Source organism: Terribacillus saccharophilus, assembly GCF_002272075.1.
Classification (GTDB): Bacteria; Bacillota; Bacilli; order Bacillales; family Amphibacillaceae; genus Terribacillus; species Terribacillus saccharophilus_A.
In genome coordinates this window covers 1-15,580 of sequence record NZ_NPBJ01000017.1, presented here as the reverse complement: position 1 = coordinate 15,580, position 15,580 = coordinate 1, and the positions used below count along the sequence as shown (strand labels likewise).

The 15,580-nt window shown below is 40.9% G+C and carries 19 protein-coding genes and 1 other annotated feature; of the genes, 13 read left to right on the top strand and 6 right to left on the bottom strand.

Translation table 11 applies throughout. The features are described 5' to 3' along the window. Positions 1-39: 39 nt before the first annotated feature. The 3 genes from CHH48_RS09555 to CHH48_RS09545 are packed head-to-tail and all read right to left on the bottom strand — an operon-like array spanning position 40 to position 2,284. Positions 40-1,452: a serine hydrolase domain-containing protein gene (locus CHH48_RS09555; RefSeq protein ID WP_095218920.1), complete on the bottom strand. Its 1,413-nt coding sequence runs from the start codon at positions 1,450-1,452 to the stop codon at positions 40-42. Then, on the bottom strand, positions 1,452-1,952 hold the full coding sequence (locus tag CHH48_RS09550) for a hypothetical protein (RefSeq protein WP_095218919.1): 501 nt from the start codon (positions 1,950-1,952) through the stop codon (positions 1,452-1,454). Before CHH48_RS09550 ends, CHH48_RS09555 begins: the two co-directional genes overlap by 1 nt. Then, positions 1,952-2,284 carry a PadR family transcriptional regulator gene (locus tag CHH48_RS09545; protein WP_095218918.1) on the bottom strand — a complete coding sequence of 111 codons (333 nt, stop codon included), beginning with the start codon at positions 2,282-2,284 and terminating at the stop codon, positions 1,952-1,954. Before CHH48_RS09545 ends, CHH48_RS09550 begins: the two co-directional genes overlap by 1 nt. Before the next feature lie 164 nt (positions 2,285-2,448). On the opposite strand from CHH48_RS09545, the gene CHH48_RS09540 reads away from it, so the two are divergent. The 5 genes from CHH48_RS09540 (at position 2,449) to CHH48_RS09520 (ending at position 6,113) form a co-directional block, all read left to right on the top strand. Further along, positions 2,449-2,928 carry a GNAT family N-acetyltransferase gene (locus tag CHH48_RS09540; RefSeq protein ID WP_095218917.1) on the top strand — a complete coding sequence of 160 codons (480 nt, stop codon included), beginning with the start codon at positions 2,449-2,451 and terminating at the stop codon, positions 2,926-2,928. A gap of 151 nt (positions 2,929-3,079) precedes the next feature. Beyond that, positions 3,080-3,937 (top strand): SDR family oxidoreductase, encoded by an 858-nt coding sequence (locus CHH48_RS09535; protein WP_095218916.1) that lies wholly within the window; start codon positions 3,080-3,082, stop codon positions 3,935-3,937. 106 nt (positions 3,938-4,043) lie between these two features. Continuing rightward, on the top strand, positions 4,044-4,655 hold the full coding sequence (locus tag CHH48_RS09530) for a DUF421 domain-containing protein (protein WP_095218915.1): 612 nt from the start codon (positions 4,044-4,046) through the stop codon (positions 4,653-4,655). A gap of 135 nt (positions 4,656-4,790) precedes the next feature. Next, positions 4,791-5,297, top strand: a complete 507-nt coding sequence (locus CHH48_RS09525; RefSeq protein ID WP_095218914.1) for a DUF3231 family protein — start codon at positions 4,791-4,793, stop codon at positions 5,295-5,297. A gap of 177 nt (positions 5,298-5,474) precedes the next feature. After that, the gene (locus tag CHH48_RS09520) at positions 5,475-6,113 is read left to right on the top strand and encodes an FMN-dependent NADH-azoreductase (RefSeq protein ID WP_095218913.1); all 639 of its coding nucleotides are present in this window, start codon (positions 5,475-5,477) and stop codon (positions 6,111-6,113) included. 42 nt (positions 6,114-6,155) lie between these two features. Here the strand turns inward: CHH48_RS09520 and CHH48_RS09515 are convergent, their stop codons facing one another. Further along, a complete protein-coding gene (locus CHH48_RS09515) occupies positions 6,156-6,524 on the bottom strand; it encodes a winged helix-turn-helix transcriptional regulator (RefSeq protein ID WP_038558413.1) in 369 nt (122 codons plus the stop codon). A gap of 118 nt (positions 6,525-6,642) precedes the next feature. Between CHH48_RS09515 and CHH48_RS09510 the strand changes: the two genes are divergently transcribed. Continuing rightward, on the top strand, positions 6,643-7,713 hold the full coding sequence (locus CHH48_RS09510; protein WP_095218912.1) for an LLM class flavin-dependent oxidoreductase: 1,071 nt from the start codon (positions 6,643-6,645) through the stop codon (positions 7,711-7,713). Beyond that, on the top strand, positions 7,710-8,276 hold the full coding sequence (locus tag CHH48_RS09505) for an NADPH-dependent FMN reductase (protein ID WP_095218911.1): 567 nt from the start codon (positions 7,710-7,712) through the stop codon (positions 8,274-8,276). The genes CHH48_RS09510 and CHH48_RS09505 overlap by 4 nt, the downstream gene beginning before the upstream one ends. A gap of 85 nt (positions 8,277-8,361) precedes the next feature. Here the strand turns inward: CHH48_RS09505 and CHH48_RS09500 are convergent, their stop codons facing one another. After that, positions 8,362-9,177 (bottom strand): hypothetical protein, encoded by an 816-nt coding sequence (locus tag CHH48_RS09500; protein ID WP_095218910.1) that lies wholly within the window; start codon positions 9,175-9,177, stop codon positions 8,362-8,364. A gap of 430 nt (positions 9,178-9,607) precedes the next feature. Here CHH48_RS09500 and CHH48_RS09495 point away from each other — a divergent pair, with 430 nt between their 5' ends. Both CHH48_RS09495 and CHH48_RS09490 read left to right on the top strand, forming a co-directional pair. Next, positions 9,608-10,147, top strand: coding sequence for a TetR/AcrR family transcriptional regulator (locus CHH48_RS09495; protein WP_176466396.1), 540 nt, complete (start codon positions 9,608-9,610; stop codon positions 10,145-10,147). Positions 10,148-10,199: 52 nt separating this feature from the next. Then, positions 10,200-10,832, top strand: coding sequence for a DUF2306 domain-containing protein (locus CHH48_RS09490; RefSeq protein ID WP_095218908.1), 633 nt, complete (start codon positions 10,200-10,202; stop codon positions 10,830-10,832). Here the strand turns inward: CHH48_RS09490 and CHH48_RS19520 are convergent. Beyond that, positions 10,826-11,002 (bottom strand): hypothetical protein, encoded by a 177-nt coding sequence (locus tag CHH48_RS19520; RefSeq protein WP_176466397.1) that lies wholly within the window; start codon positions 11,000-11,002, stop codon positions 10,826-10,828. The two genes, CHH48_RS09490 and CHH48_RS19520, sit on opposite strands and share 7 nt — an antisense overlap. A 133-nt stretch (positions 11,003-11,135) precedes the next feature. Here CHH48_RS19520 and CHH48_RS09485 point away from each other — a divergent pair, with 133 nt between their 5' ends. The 4 genes from CHH48_RS09485 (at position 11,136) to CHH48_RS09470 (ending at position 15,541) form a co-directional block, all read left to right on the top strand. Beyond that, positions 11,136-11,324: a hypothetical protein gene (locus CHH48_RS09485; RefSeq protein ID WP_038558421.1), complete on the top strand. Its 189-nt coding sequence runs from the start codon at positions 11,136-11,138 to the stop codon at positions 11,322-11,324. 188 nt (positions 11,325-11,512) lie between these two features. Next, positions 11,513-12,307 carry a 2-keto-4-pentenoate hydratase gene (locus tag CHH48_RS09480; RefSeq protein WP_095218905.1) on the top strand — a complete coding sequence of 265 codons (795 nt, stop codon included), beginning with the start codon at positions 11,513-11,515 and terminating at the stop codon, positions 12,305-12,307. A gap of 75 nt (positions 12,308-12,382) precedes the next feature. Next, positions 12,383-12,608: a binding site (T-box leader), on the top strand. A 74-nt stretch (positions 12,609-12,682) separates the two neighbouring features. Then, a complete protein-coding gene (locus CHH48_RS09475; protein ID WP_095218904.1) occupies positions 12,683-14,029 on the top strand; it encodes an amino acid permease in 1,347 nt (448 codons plus the stop codon). Between the two features lie 147 nt (positions 14,030-14,176). Then, positions 14,177-15,541, top strand: a complete 1,365-nt coding sequence (locus CHH48_RS09470) for an amino acid permease (RefSeq protein WP_095218903.1) — start codon at positions 14,177-14,179, stop codon at positions 15,539-15,541. Positions 15,542-15,580: the final 39 nt, after the last annotated feature.

The window sequence follows — 15,580 nt, the reverse complement described above, 5'->3', positions numbered from 1 at the left end:
TTTTGTATATGGCTAAAATACTAATGTCCCAGCCTCTTTTTAATTTGGTGATTTGCGAAAGTAAAACAGCAAGCAAATTATCCCGCTACTCATCATTAAAACTGCCAGTGATAGAGTCAAGAAAGCAATATCAGGAGCGAATGCAGAGATGCTTCTCCATGGTGACTGTGTCATATAGATTAAGCTTGGTATAACAATGCCTCCGAATATTAAGGATAGTGTGCCTATTATAAATAATCTTTTTTTCCTTTTGAGTTTTTTTCTTTTCGTAATCAAATAAACTGTCCAAAGAAAAAGTACCACAACAAGTATGCACAGGATAACTTGAAAGATTGGGAAGTATCCAGGGATGTTGGCAGGTTCATTGTCTTGCATAATATCAACAATACCTTGCTTAAGCAGAGGGAGTGAAGTTTCTTCGAGGATGTGATTTTTATTGGTTAAAATGATAGCTCCCCAATCATTTTCTGGAATGTAGAATAATTCAGCATGAGCATCTGGTGTGGATCCTGAGTGCCAGATAATGTTTTGTCCGGAATCAAGCTTGGTATGCCGAAGCCCAAAGCCGTAATAGACCTCCGATTTCCTTTCGTAAAGTTTTTCGGTGTATAGGTTTAAAATGGAATCATCTATCTTTTCGCTGCTTCTGCCGGAGAGCATTGAGATGAATTGTGTCATTTCTTCTGCACTTGAAGTAATAGTACTGTATGGTGCGCCGCTATTGTCGTATGCAACCTTGCTTTTAACGGGATAACCGAACCACGATTGGTAGCCGTAGCGATAACCGGTACGGTTGGCAGCATCATCATCAGCTGCAGTATTCGTCATTCCAAGCGCTGAAAAGATATGTTGCTGCATATAGTCCGCATATCTTTGATTTGTTATTTCTTCGATGATAGCTCCAAGAATTAGATAATTAGCAGGGCTATACTGGTGAACGGAACCTGGGTCATGTGTAAGTGTGATATCGGACAGTCTGTGTACAATATCATATAGTTCAATTTGTTCCGTAATTCCTAAATCTGCAACTTTCAACCCGTCATAGCTGCTAATGCCGCTTGTATGAGTCAGAAGATGATGAATCGTAATGCTGTTTTCTTTGCCCTGTAAATGTAGGTACGGTAGAAGATCACTTACTTTATCTTCAAGTGAGAGCTTCCCCTCATCGACTAGCTTTGCAATGGCCAGACCGGTAAAGGATTTGCTGATAGAACCTAGGGCAAAAGGGGTTTGGGAGGTGATTTGCTGTTCATCTTCTCCTGTTACACCCCAATTATATGAATAAACTGTTTCGCCTTTACTGACAATGGAAATAGATGCACCGGGTATTTTTTCTTGTTCCAGGTACTTTTCCAGGTATTCTGTCAATCTGGTTTCTTTGCTAGTTTCTGCTTGGACAGAAAATGGAAGGAGTGAGAAGCAGACAATGAGGAGAAGGAAAAAACGCATCATTATCTCGATCTGCCCTTCCTGCTAAAAAGATAAAAGACTATAAGAGACGTGATGAGTGCTGCTGCAATCAAACTGATCATGATAAGCATGGTATTCCACCACAAATTATCTGAGATGCTGTAAAAAATATTGTAGTTAAAATCAGCAATTTTAAATGCTGGACTGAATGATGGAGTGAGAAACATGGATAATATGAGCTGGGATAACAGATATATGATGATAAAAGATGAAAGTCCCAGAAGGATTTGCTTCTTTGATATGGATCTTTTTTGTTGAGCCATAGATTGTGTCTGATTGATTTCTAAGTAGTTCTTTACGAATTCTGCTGGTGTTTCCAAGTCTTCAAATGGATCGATCCCATGCAGTCTGGATTCCTCCATATGTTCCAGGAGCTGTTGTTCGATAATATGAATTTGTTCCTTCGTAGACTTTCTGCTGATTAACTCTTGTGAGACGTTCTTCAAATACTCCTTTTCTTTACTAGTAAGTTCTACACCCATTACAATTCCTCCTCATTATTCGTGAGTAAAGACTTGATATTAGATTGCAGTTCTATCCAATCCCCGATAATTTTTTCCAAATGCTTTTCACCGAGGTGATTAATCGTGTAGTAAATTCGTGCTTTACCACTATCGGTAATTTCACTGCTGACATCGACCCATTGCTGTTCCTTCAATTTGGTGAGAATAGGGTAAATGCTGCTTACTCCTTTCAGTTTTAAATCGTATTTCTCCAATTCCTTCATAATTTCATATCCATAGCTTTTTTTCTTCTTCAAAATCGATAATACACACATTTCTAAGTGACCTTTGAGTAAACTTGTTTTGTTCATGATATAAGATTAATTCAATTATATATTTCAATCAAGTATATAATTGTAAAATTAATACAAATAACTAATTGCTTCTGCTTTATATTTTGATTATTATAAATTCTTCAGTAATCTTGCTTTACAGTTTAAGATTAGTTCATTTATTTACTGAAAGGGGAAACGATATGGAACTCATTAACTATAGAGAAACACATACAAGCTTGGTTGATGCCTATGTACTATCAGAAGAACAGCTCCGTTTTACGGCGCATCCATCTAAGAGTATCCCCTTATGCATGGCGGAACCGAATCGTCATGCAATCCTAGGGATAGAAAATGATCGTCTTGTAGTTTATTTCGCTTTGCATGAGCAAGAAGGAGTACAGCCTTATTCGGATAACCCCAAAGCAATACTGTTGCGCACTTTATCAACTGAATATAATGAACTCGGAAAAGGATACGGAAAAGCTGCGCTGCAGCAGCTGCCGGAATTCGTACAGCTTCAGTTTCCGCAAGTAAATGAAGTTGTGCTTGCAGTGAATGTAGCGAATGGGTTTGCTCGTATGCTTTATGAGAAGTATGGTTACAAGGATACGGGCCGCCGAGTTAAGGGATCGAAAGGGATACTTATTGTAATGAGCTATTTATTGGAAGGTCGTGTCTAACGTATGTGGTGCTCATCATGTTCAGTTCGGTGATGTAATGTATCTCATACAGTAAGAAATTGAAGAAACCTTTTGATTGACAAGGACACCCCTAGTAACTATATTGATTACAAGTAACCTAAATAATTACATGGAGATGGAGGCTATACATATGAAAATGTTAGTAACAGGCGCTACTGGTAACCTAGGAACCAAAATTATAAAGAAACTGCTTGAAACAGTTCCTGCTGAAAATTTAGCAGTGAGTGTACGTAAACCAGAAAAAGCTGAAGATTTGCGAGCACAAGGGGTAGAGGTGCGTCATGGGGATTTTGATCAACCTGATTCTTTGGATAAAGCATTTGCTGGGATTGATCGCTTGTTGCTTATTTCTGCAGATGGAGATAATGAGACTCGAATTCTCCAGCATACCCAAGCAGTGAAAGCAGCTGTGAAGGCTAATGTGAAGTTCATTGCTTATACAAGTGTTGTAAATGCACAGGAAAGTAAGCTGTTCCTTGCTCCTACGCATAAAGCTACAGAGCAAGCGATCATGGATGCAGGAATTCCTTACGCGTTCCTTCGCAATAACTGGTATTTTGAAAACGAAGCTTCAAGTATTCAAGGAGTACTTGCAGGTGCCCCTTGGGTTACATCTGCAGAAAATGGAAAAGTAGGCTGGGCCTTGCAGCAGGATTATGCAGAAGCAGCGGCAGCTGTTCTTGCAGGAGAAGGGCATGAGAATAAAATTTATGAACTGTCTGGACCACTCCTTTCTCAAGCAGAATTTGCTAAAGAAGTAGGAGAAGTTCTTGGTAAAGAAGTACAGGTGCAGCAAGTGGATGACCAAGCATATGCAGGATTTATGAAAGAAGCAGGGGTACCAGATTTCCTTCTGCCGATGCTCGTCGATATTCAAAAGGGAATCCGGGAAGGTGCTTTGGAAGTGGCAAGTGATGACTTTGAAAAATTGCTTGGCAGATCATTGACGCCGATTCGAAAAGGAATAATCGAATTGAAAAATGCATAATTGGAGCCAGCCTATATGGGCTGGCTTTTTTAGATTCCAATCATACATGTTTTTAGATTAAAGGGAGATGTTAAGACAAACGAACACTGTGGAAGGTGATTTAAAAATGGATTGGGACGTTATTTGGAAATCTGTCCTCATTATTATCGTTGGTATATTGCTTATCAGGTTTTCGGGGAGACGGTCCATCTCTCAGATGACTATTTCCCAAACAGTCATCATGATTTCAATTGGTACATTACTGATCCAGCCAGTCAGCGGGAAGAATCTCTGGGGGACATTCGGCATTGCTGCGATTTTAATTTTTACTTTGCTGGTCATTGAATATATCCAATTGAAGTGGGATAGAGCAGAGTCTTTTTTTACCGGCAGGGCAAAAGTAGTTATTGAGAACGGACAATTAGACGTACAAACCCTTCAAAAATTGAAGTTATCCGTTGATAAGCTGGAGATGCGTCTCAGGCAACAAGGTATTTCATCCATTCAAGATGTTAAGTGGGCCACTGTCGAGCCGAGCGGTCAACTGGGCTATCTTTTAAAAGACAAAAGTCAGCCAGCAACCAAGGGAGAAGTAGCCGAACTAAAAGAGATGATCGAAGGCATCTTAAAAGGTAATCAGAGCTACCCAAGCCCTCAACCGGCACAAACGGAAGCATCCAATCTGTTTTCTGAAATTAAACACAAACATCAGCCTGAACCTCCTCAACAGCTGAACTAATTGTCACTTTCTTTCCATGTTTTTAACTTGATGGCAGATGCTGTTAAAGATCTACATAAACTCAGTGAAATTGGTAATTCTAATAGTGTGCAAGGGAAAGGCGGCACAAGTATGAACTTGTTTAGGAGGATTACTATGGGAATTTTGAGCGGAAACCCGCAAGATGAGCCGTTGCATTATGGCGAAGTATATGGTCTGTGGACGTTTGTATTAACAGGTAATAAAATGATCGCGAATCATCAGATGCTTTTGAATCATGTTGGCGATGATGATTTGAAGAAATTAATCGGGGAAGCAATTGATGGAGCACAGGCAGAGGTCAAGCAAGTATCGGAAATACTAAAGGCGAATGGTATTGCATTGCCTCCTGCTGCTCCGGAACCACCAAAAGTGGATCTCGAATCTATCCCGGTCGGAGCGCGCTTTATTGATCCAGACGTGGCAGCTACAGCTTCTGCTGCTGTGGCAGCTGGGCTTGTCAGCTGCAGTACGATGATGGGTCAGTCTATCAGAGAAGATGTGGGTATGATGTTTGGACAGTTCCATACAAATAAAGCGATGTTAGGTGCGAAATTCTTGAAGCTTTTGAAGGAAAAAGGCTGGCTGATTCCACCGCCGTTACATCAGAATAAAGAAGATTAAGATGGAGAAGCAGCCTGGATAGGCTGCTTTTTTGCTGTATCTTCCCAATAGTATCCTAAAAGATACTATGCCACTTTTAAGTGCGTACTTGTTGCAGTGTCTAAAAAACTTAATAATAGATAACAGGGGATTTAGGGGAATACGATCCTGAATGAGGAATAATGGAGGTTTTACAGAATGAACGTATTAGTTGTTAAAGCAAATAACCGCCCGGCTACCGAGGCGATTTCTAGCAAAATGTATGAGTCTTTCAAGCAAGAAATTGAAGGTGCAGAAAATCTTTCTGTTACTACTTATGATGTATTCGCAGAGGATACACCTTATTTCGGCCAAGAGTTGTTCGATGCTTTCGGTAAAGTACAAACTGGTGCTGAACTAAATGATACAGAGCAGCGTCTATTGGCTGCAAAACAAAAAGCGATGGATCTTCTTACAGCAGCAGATGTAGTTGTATTCGCGTTCCCACTATGGAACTTGACTATTCCTGCTAAATTGCAAACATTCATCGACTACGTTTATGCTGCAGGATTTGCATTCAAATATGATGCAGAAGGCAACATGATTCAATTGATGACTGACAAAAAAGCAATCTTCCTAAATGCACGCGGCGGCGTTTACTCTGCACCAGAAGCTGCACCAATGGAAATGGCTGTTAACTACATGCGTAATGTATTCGGCGGTATCTTCGGAATGGAAATCATTGATGAAGTAATCATCGAAGGTCATAATGCATCTCCTAGCGAAGCAGCTTCAATCGTAGAAGCTGGTCTTGCACAAGTGAAAGAAGCAGCTGCACGTTTGAAAACTTTAGCATAATACAAAAAAGATGAACTGGCGACAGTTCATCTTTTTTTGTATTTATTTAGCTTCTGCTTGATTATGTTTCTTTGATTGCTTATGGATTGTATGCTTGGCTCCCCATTCATGCATTGCATGCAAAATTGGTTCGAGACTTCTTCCGTATTCCGTAACGCTATATTCAACTTTCGGAGGAACCTGCGCGTATACCTTACGTTCGATGATATCTTCTTCTTCTAATTCGCGAAGCTGGTTTGTCAGCATCTTCTGCGTGATACCGGGTAAACTACGCTTCAGTTCATTAAAGCGCTGTGTCCCACTGTTTAGCAGATGCAGAAGGATGACCGGTTTCCACTTTCCTACAAGAATACCAAGCGCATCCGTCACTTTACACATTTCCGGTTGTATTTCTACAGGTACATCTTTCATTTTATATCCCCCATTCACAGTATCCTTTTCTATACTATACCACTTTGAAGTGCGTACTTTCCAATAAGAGTTCTTTGGAGGATAATGGTTGTACGATAAAGCTTAGGGAGACAGGAATATGGAAAAATATCGCATTGACCCAAGTAAAGGTATGGAATTTGGCATATACACATTAGGTGACCATTTGGCTGATCCGCGTACAGGTGAACGTATCTCTGCTAAAGAGAGGATCCAGCAGATGGTCCAGCTCGCTCAACTAGCTGATCAAGCTGGCATCGATTTCTTCAGTGTTGGTGAAAGCCATCAGCCTTATTTTGCATCGCAGGCTCACGCTGTTATACTGGCAGCAATTGCGCAAGCTACGGAAAAAATCAAAATCGGCAGTTCCTCGACAATCCTTAGTACATCAGATCCGGTTCGTGTGTATGAGAACTTTGCAACGCTCGACTTAATATCCAATGGACGCGCAGAAATTATCGCCGGCCGTGCATCACGTGTTGGTCTGTTTGAATTGCTTGGATACGACCTGCATAACTATGAGGCGCTTTTCGAAGAGAAGTTCGATTTGCTTCTTCAACTAAATGAGGAAGAAGTCGTCAATTGGAGCGGTGAATTCCGCAGACCTTTGCGTAATGCAGAGGTACTACCTCGTCCAGTCACTGGCACTCTGCCGATTTGGCGTGCTGTGGGCGGAACACCTGCCAGCGCAATCAAAGCAGGTTATGCTGGTGTACCAATGACAGTGGCAATGCTTGGCGGACCGGCAAGCGTGTTCAAACAGACGATTGATACTTACCGGGAAGCGCTGGCAGCAAGTGGATACGATCCGACTCAGCTGCCAGTAGCAACGACAGGCTTCTTCTATGCAGCGGAGACAACACAGGAAGCGTTACGCGATTATTATCCGCACATAAATGAAGGTATGAAAAAGACGAATGGACAAGGTTTCCCGAAACAGCTATTTGCACAAGGTGCCGATCACCGAAGCATCATCAATGTCGGCAGCCCGCAGCAAATCATTGAGAAAATCCTCTATCAGCATGAGCAATTCGGTCATCAGCGTTATTTAGCCCAGCTTGACTTCGGCGGTGTGCCTTTCGAGAAAATGGCACGGAACATTGAGTATATTGGTACCGAAATTTTACCGGCTATCAAGAAATATACAAAGCAAGGAGGCGCTGAGCAATGAAAGTGGTAGGTATATCCGGTTCGATTGTCGGATCTAAGACAAAAACAGCAATGTCGCTTCTTTGGGAAGAGATGAATAAGGCTTATCCTAATGCAGAACACGTGCTATTGGACTTAGCGGACTATCAGCTGCAATTCAGCGATGGAAGAAACTATTTGGATTACACTGGTGATACAGCATATGTCACCGAGCAAATTATGCAAGCAGACATTCTTTTTATCGGTACACCAATCTTCCAGGCATCGATTCCCGGCACATTAAAAAATGTATTCGATTTGCTGCCAACACAAGCATTACGCGATAAAGTCGCAGCTATTATAGTCACTGCTGGCTCGGCAAGACATTTCCTAGTGGCAGAGCAGCAGCTGAAACCAATTCTTTCGTATATGAAAGCTCATCTGGTATCATCGTACGTATTTGCAGAAGAGAAGGATTTTCTGAACGGAAATATTATCAATGATGATGTGCATTTACGAGTGCAGAGACTTATTGAAGATGCATTCGACCTGGCGGAAGCACAGGCTTCCATACGAACAAAAAAAGAAGCAGAATACGATTTTTGATGAGAAGTGATTTAGAAAATAAATAACCGGATGAATTAGTTTTAATTACTAATTCATCCGGTTTTATTTTGTGTTTTTTAATAAGTTATCTACCTGCTGCTTCTGCGTATGCATCGATAATTGTGCCATCTTCATATACTCGGTAAATTCCTACAGATCCGGTTCCGCCATTTTCCATTGCTGATTTGGACTTTACAATTACATAATAGTACGTGCCGTATTCATCTTCCTCCGCATCTCCGCCTGTTGAATCAATTAGGAAATCATCATCATAGTAATCAAGCTGCTTAATTACTAGATTAATAGCTTCATCGGTACTTCCTACAAGCTTCGAATTCGTGGTTTCCTGTGGGGCATTTCTTGCGCTTTGATCGATAATCGTTCCGTCTTCATACACAAGGTAAGTGTCTGCGGTACCAGATCCACCATTCTCTACCCATGACTTTACTTTTGTGACTAAAGTATAGTAGGCACCGTAGACATCCTTCTCGAGGGTTCCACCCAAAGAATCAACAATGAGATCGTCGTCATCAGTGATGGAAAGTCGATCTTTAAGCAGAGCAACAGCTTCATCAGAGCTATTTATAAACTTGGTCTTATCCTCGCTAGTTTCTGTTTCTTCTGGGTTTGTTTCACTAGTATTGGCCTGACTAACCGTATCTGTGTCAGCATTATCATCGTTTGCATACTGCTGTTTTTCAGACTCTGCTTTAGCTTCAGTTGTTAACTCATTCTCAAGCACTGCAGAAGTAGGTGTATCTTTATGTTCCATCTGAATTTCTTTGGTATGTAAATTAGTTTCGTATGTACTTGCCTCTTCTGTATTACTACATCCAGCTGCAGTCAGCAGAAGAAGAATAGGCAATGCAAAAAAGCGTAATCGTATTTTGGGTCTTATCAATTCTATCCATCCAATCTTTTACAGTTATCCACTATTCCAACCGTAACACAAATGGAATATGTATCCAATTATTTCATTGTAAAATTAATAAATATTGTGTAGCTTTCAGTCGAGATTGGTAATAGCGAATTTTTTTGTAAATAAGCTGTATGTATGGTGTTGCCAAAATAGAATGGACGCACTGCCTGGATCACCTTTCTTAAAAGCATGTAAGATGGAGATACATTTCATTTTAAGCACCACATTGCATCACCCTTCCGTCATATACTTGTCTTACTTATATTGTAAGCGGTTTGATATCTTGTATATAGAGGCTTATTTTGTGATTATTTGGAAGAAAGTGTCGAACAATAATAATATCGTATATGTAGACAAGAGGATTTTGTTTACATATAATCTAATTGACCACTGGTCAAAAAGGGAGTTTAAAATGGCGGAACTAACAAAAGATATAATTATCCAGCAGGCAAGGATACGATTCATCGAGCAAGGTTATGAAAAAGTATCCATGCGGGGAATTGCTAATGATTTAGGATGCAGCCATGGTGCACTATACTATCACTTTAAGAATAAAACAGCGTTATTTTCGGATGTGCTGGACTACTATTTTCAAGAATTGAATAGTATTATCGATCGAATCATGGTGCAAGAAGAGAATGATAAACTGAAGGATTTATTCCTTGAATTTATCCGTTTTGGACTTGATCACCCATATCAATATGAGTTGATGTTTATGTTGAAAAGTAAAGAAATGGATAGTTTGATGCAGCGGCCGGCAACAGAAAGCTATGAGCGGTTTGCGGCGGCAGTAGAACAGGCTAGCGGCATTCATCTTTATAGCGATCATATTTACTCAATTTTCCTTGCTTTGCATGGTTTTGTGTCGCTCCATTTACACCGTATTGAGAATTTCGAAGAGGCAGCCGAGGGTGCAGCTAGGCATGTAGAATTTTTAAAAAAGACCATTTGAGTGGTCTTTTATTATAACTAAAACTGACCACTGGTCAAAATAGGAGGAAGAAATGATCCTGAAACGAATTCGGTTGGGTGTTGTGACTTTGCTGGCAGTCGGTATTGCTGGATATTCTGTAGTTCAGTACGGGTTTGTCGGATTGGATAAAGCAGGCATGGTAATGCAGAAAATCAGTTCTGGTGAGGTTTTATCAGATATGTGGAGAATCATGCTCAGTATACACATTGCCACGAGTATCTTCGCGCTCGTACTTGGTCCGTTTCTGCTCCTGGATAGTATCAGACAAAAGAATAAAGTATTACACAAACGGATGGGCTATATTTATACAGCAGGGGTAATCGGTGGAGGGATAACTGGCCTTTATTTGGCTTACTATGCATCTGGGGGAACATTTGCAAAAATAGGTTTTGCCTTGATGGCAATCACCTGGCTGGTAACAGTCTTCTTTGCTGTGAAAGCAGCAATCCAAAAGAAAATAGCCCAGCATCGACGCTGGACAATGGTCAATTACAGTATGACATTCGCTGCTGTCACACTGCGAATCTGGTTAGGTATGTTTATGTTTGTTTTCGGCCCAGCTCTATATGGTGTGTATTATGCTTACACTGCTTGGCTTTCTTGGGTCCCGAATATACTCATTATGCTTGTATACTTGCAGCGTAAAAAAAGCTTTTCCTATTGATGCTTCGGCTGCTTCATTTTTTTACTAGGTATTAAATAGGATCCGATACCGAGAAGAAGCGCCCCGAATAGTGCCATACAAGCACCGATTATTGTATGCTTTAAAGATAAGTAAATACCGCCGACTAGGATGAAAGTTCCAACAAGATGCAAGAATATATACTTTTCCATCATAATCTCCCTCTATAGCAAAGATGCTATACCTCAAGATTACTAAATAGTTTGATAATAAGCAAATAAGCGTTTAACTTAGTCAGCGAAGGGAAATCCATATATGAAGATGATTTTGAAGGAGGCACTATTCGTGCAGGAAAAGTTTGATGTAGAGTTTACGTTTATTGGTGGGGAGAAATACACATTCACAGATTATCAGTCTGGATCTTATGTTCACGTTGTCAACGAGATTAAGGCAAGTGAAAACGGCTGGTTCGGTGTAGCTGGAGAAGTTGTTAATCTTGCGAATGTGACGAATGCAAAAGTAATCGAAAAATAAGGGCAAAATGCAAGCACCTATCAAAGATAGGTGCTTTTTTTGTTGAGTGGCAACAGAGCATAGTGTGTGTATTAGACAGAGGAATACTGGTAAACAAATTTGGAAAACGGAATTTTCCTGGAAATTACTATATGCGTATAATATAATCTTATAAATCAGACAATTCAAACAAAGAGAGGGAGAAAGAAATGCCAGAACAAACAAAACAAGTTGATAAAGAGGAACTAGCAGCACAGCTGCTTGAAGTCCAGGAAATAAAGCAGCCAATAAAATTTATCAGCCAACAACATCACCTTACAGTAGAACAGGCCTATGAAGTACAAGAGACTTTTGCCAAAAGAAGAGCCGAAAAAACTGGCAAGCAAAGTAATGGTCATAAAATAAGTATGACAAGTCCCGCCACGCAGGCATTATTCGGAGCGAAGGAGCCAGCTTATGGAACGTTATTTGAAGATACAATACATACTGGTGACACAGAAATAGAGCTGGCTTCGATGTTATCTCCACTACTCGAGCCGGAGATTGTTTTTGTTATAAAAGAGGATTTAAGTATTGGAGCGGAAGAAGAGGAGATATTAGCGAAAAGTATCCTCTCAGCCGGTATAGAGATACCCGATTCCCGTTTCGCTGATTGGTTCCCGAAGTTCCAGCTGATGGACTTAATCTGTGATAATGGCGTGACAGGAAAAGTGGTTGTTTCGGATAAGGGCAGGGGTGATTTAGCGCTGGAAGAAGTGGAGCGCATCAAGCTTACATTAACACATGACGGAAAAGAGGTAGGTACGGGATTTGCCTCGGAAGTTATGGGAAATCCCGTTACTTCGGTAGCTTGGCTGACAGAGAAATTAGCTGAAAAGAACTTGTTTTTGAAAAAAGGAATGGTAATCAGTTCGGGTACATTTTTATCACCAATTCCATTAGGGAAGGGGCAGTACGAAGCTGACTTTAGTCTGTTAGGCAAGGTGAAACTCCATGTCAATTAATTTGTAAGAAATGTTGACAAACTATTCTGCTGCGATTATAGTTAGGAATAATTCGAAATTGATCGAAATATTTTAACAAATGCGACGAATGGGAGTAGTAGTAGGATAGGCATAGCCATAGAGAGCTGCGGGTTGGTGAAACGCAGACTATGTCTTCCTTCGAACTCACCCTGGAGCAGCAGAACTGATAGATTTATTCTTTAGGTTTTGACGAGTGACCTTCGTTACAAGGTGAAGAGTGGGTTTTTATAAAACCAATAAGAGTGGTACCGCGGAAGTAAAGAAGCTTTCCGTCTCTTTTCCATCCTAGATGGAGATGAGACGGAAGGCTTTTTTCTTTGGAGAAATGCTAGAGAACAACAAGGAGGCAACATCATGAAGAAAGATCAACATGGATTAAAACGAACCATGACAGCACGCCATATTATGATGATGGCGTTGGGCGGGGCAATCGGTGCCGGCTTGTTTAAAGGCTCAAGCTCCGCTGTCGATATGGCTGGACCATCTGTCATCCTTGCTTATTTAATTGGAGGCATTATTCTTTTATTCGTCATGCAAGGTCTTGCCGAAATGGCAGTACAACATAAGGAAGCAAGAACCTTCCGTGACTTAGTACAAAATAGTATCGGCAAGTTTCCGGCATTCTTCTTAGATTGGATTTATTGGAAGATGTGGGTATTGAACATTGCAGCAGAGGCTGTCGTTGCAGCTATCTTCCTGCAATATTGGCTTCCTGATTATCCGGTATGGCTATTGACGCTGATTGTTGCGGTGCTTGTGACAGCAGTCAATCTATTCTCGGTTAAAGCATTCGCAGAGACAGAATACTGGCTGGCATTAATCAAAATAAGTGTTATCATTCTATTTATTCTTGCTGGTGTCGTCCTGCTGCTTGTTTCATTCGGAGATCACACAGCTCCCGGATTCAGTAATTTGACAGCACATGGCGGATTTTTCCCGAATGGTGCCGGAGGACTAGTTACAGCAATGCTAGTTGTTATTTATTCCTATGGAGGAACAGAAATCATTGGTGTGACGTTGGCTGAAACGAAAAATCCGGAAAAGGTCGTACCAAAGGCAGTGCGCAGCACGCTGACTCGGATTATCGCATTCTATCTGTTTCCGTTCTTCATTATTGTGAGTCTTATTCCGTGGAATGAAGTGAACGGATCCGCAGTAAGTCCATTTGTGCTTGTCTTCCAGCTTATCGGAATTCCGGGAGCAGATCACGTCATGAACGCAGTCATCTTACTGGCAATCATCTCGTCCATGAATTCAGGTCTTTATGGTTCATCACGCGTGCTTTATACGCAAGCACTCGATGGCAGAATTTCGAAACGGTTCGCTTGGCTGTCAAAAAGACAAGTGCCGGTTGTCGCTATACTTGTTTGTACTTCTTTCTTATATGTAGGTGTGCTTATTTCCTTGTTTATAGGAAGCAAGACATTTGATTATTTGATGGGATCACTAGGTTACACGGTTCTGTTCATTTGGCTGATTATTGCTTTTGCCCATTTGAAATCCCGGAAAGGTCGGACTGATAAGTCGACATATCATGTCAAAGCATTTCCTGTGACGACATGGTTTGCAATCGTTGCACTGTTACTGATCCTGATTGGAGTAATATGGACAACATCTGTGATCATTACAGCAGTGACTTTGGCTATTTATCTAGTAATTATCGGAGCATATGTCATAAAGAAGCGTAAAAATAGGCTATAATTCTCACCTGTAAAGTTAAGTTTTAGAAAAATTTGATTATTGCACCCCTGTTTCTGTTCAGATACTATATACTAGTATACTTATTTTGAGTCAGGGCTATACTACATGTTTCCATGCTCGAAATGAAGGAAGAGGGGAGCATAACATATGGCTGAAGAAAAGTTAGCCAGAGGATTGAAAAATAGGCATGTCCAATTGATCGCGATTGGCGGAGCGATTGGTACAGGATTATTCCTTGGTGCCGGGAAATCGATTCATCTGACTGGACCATCCATTTTATTTGCGTATTTAATTACCGGTATTTTCTGTTTTCTTATCATGCGAGCGTTAGGGGAGATTCTATTAAGTAATCTTGGATATGGATCATTCGTGGACTTTATCGGTGATTACTTTGGTGATAGGGCTGCCTTCGTTACTGGATGGACCTATTGGTTCTGCTGGATATCGATTGCGATGGCCGATTTGACTGCAGTGGGTATCTACACACAATTCTGGTTCCCGGGAGTGCCGCAGTGGATGCCGGGTCTAGTTGCACTTGTTATACTGCTCATTATGAACCTAGCGACTGTGAAGCTGTTCGGTGAGATGGAATTCTGGTTTGCTTTAATTAAGATTGTTGCAATCCTGGCATTGATTGTTGTCGGTGTGTTTATGATACTCCGCGGTTTCTCGACAGATGCTGGACCATCCAGCTTTGCGAACCTTTGGGATCATGGCGGTTTCTTCCCAAATGGCATCCATGGATTTATTCTATCATTCCAAATGGTTGTCTTCGCTTTTGTCGGAATTGAACTTGTCGGTCTGACAGCCGGAGAAACAGAGGATCCGGAAAAAGTCATTCCAAGAGCAATCAATAATATACCGATTCGAATCCTTGTGTTCTATATTGGTGCGCTCATCGTTATCATGAGTATCTATCCATGGGATGCAATCAATCCTTCGGAAAGTCCGTTTGTTCAAGTATTTACAGCAGTTGGAATCGTCGCAGCTGCAGGTATCGTCAATTTTGTCGTTTTAACATCAGCAGCATCAGCTTGTAACAGTGCGGTCTTTAGTACAAGCCGTATGGTTTATAGTTTAGCTAAGGAAGACCACGCACCGCAGCCGTTCAAAAAGCTGAATTTGCGTAAAGTACCGAAGAACGCATTGTTCTTCTCCATAATCGTCATATTAATTGCGGTTATTCTGAACTATATTATACCTGAAGGTGTATTTACCTTAATTACTAGCATTTCGACAGTCTGTTTTATCTTCATCTGGGGTATTACAGTTCTAGCCCACTTGAAATATCGTAAGACACGTCCAGAGCTTGCAAAGAAAAGCAAATTCAAAATGCCATTATCACCGATATCCAACTATCTAATCCTGGCATTCCTGGCGTTTGTTATCGTAGTACTAGCATTAGCTGAAGATACACGTATTGCCTTGTTTGTCACACCAGTATGGTTCATTATTTTGTTAATTGTTTATCAGGTTCGGGTAAAAGCGAAGAATAATGCAGCAAATAATTGATAAGAAAAAGCCCTCTTTTGGAGGGCTTTTTTTGTGCAG